Below are 545 nucleotides of genomic sequence, written 5' to 3'. Positions count from 1 at the left end.
TCATCCCCCTCAAGGTACTTAAGCGCGACCCATCTGGCCGGGTAACGATCCGTCAGCAGGGCTTCTCGTTCGATCAGGGCGCTCATTTCCTCCAGGGCGGGATCAGGACGGGGCCGTAGGAGAGGGCCAGCGGACGCCACTCACGCTGTTTTTCCGCCACTGCGACCGCTTTCCCGAGGAGTTCCTTTTTTCCCCGCGCCGGTTCTGGCCACGGTTTCGATGACCGGCACGTTCATGAGCTTGGCCAGACGCGCACTGTCGATTGTGATGTTTCTTTTGCGCACTTCATCGATCATGTTGAGCGCGAGGATGACCGGGACTCCCAGTTCCATAAACTGGACGGCGAGATAGAGGTTGCGCTCAAGCGCCCCAGTGTTGATGATATCCACGACCACGTTCGGCCGTTGGTCCACGATGAAATTGCGCGCGACCAGTTCTTCTTGCGAATAGGCAGTCAGGGAATACGTACCTGGCAAGTCAATGACACGCACCGACTTACCATCCTCAATTTCCAAGACTCCTTCCTTCTTCTCCACGGTAATCCC

Annotated in this window: 2 protein-coding genes; both read right to left on the bottom strand. The window is 57.2% G+C overall.

Annotation, left to right across the window (positions count from 1 at the left end; all coding sequences use genetic code 11):
- The coding region (locus DSOL_RS30310) for a hypothetical protein (protein ID WP_427854466.1) at window positions 1-140 on the bottom strand (140 nt) is incomplete at its 3' end.
- The coding region (locus DSOL_RS26290) for a FeoB small GTPase domain-containing protein (protein ID WP_282433586.1) at window positions 141-545 on the bottom strand (405 nt) is incomplete at its 5' end.

This window comes from Desulfosporosinus metallidurans (genome assembly GCF_001936615.1).
GTDB classification, from domain to species: Bacteria; Bacillota; Desulfitobacteriia; order Desulfitobacteriales; family Desulfitobacteriaceae; genus Desulfosporosinus; species Desulfosporosinus metallidurans.
The sequence above is the reverse complement of the archived record's forward strand: the minus strand, read 5'-3'. Positions and strand labels throughout refer to the sequence as shown.